1 protein-coding gene is annotated in these 311 nt (G+C 72.7%); it reads left to right on the plus strand.

Annotation, left to right across the window (positions count from 1 at the left end):
* Nucleotides 1–41: 41 nt before the first annotated feature.
* Nucleotides 42–311 (plus strand): ATP-binding cassette domain-containing protein (locus DSY14_RS28465; protein WP_307851368.1); only part of this gene is annotated, 270 nt, incomplete at its 3' end.

Genomic DNA, 311 nt, shown 5'->3' on the forward strand with positions numbered 1-311 from the left:
TCCCAGCGCCGTTGAGGGCCACCGTCGTCCAGGCGACGGATGTGGTGAAGCGGTTCGGGCCGACGGTGGCCCTCAACGGCGCTGGGATCACGGTCAGACCGGGGGAGACGCACGCCCTCGTCGGCCGCAACGGGGCCGGGAAGTCGACCCTGGTGTCCGTCCTGACCGGCCTGCAGGCCCCGGACGAGGGCACGGTGACGTTCGCCGGACGGCCCGCGCCGCGGCTCGCGGACCGCGATGCCTGGCGGCAGCACGTGGCGTGCGTCTACCAGAAGTCGACGATCATCCCCACGCTGACCGTGGCGGAGAAC

The sequence above is a fragment of the Nocardiopsis sp. MG754419 genome (assembly GCF_018207095.1).
Classification (GTDB): Bacteria; Actinomycetota; Actinomycetes; order Streptosporangiales; family Streptosporangiaceae; genus Nocardiopsis.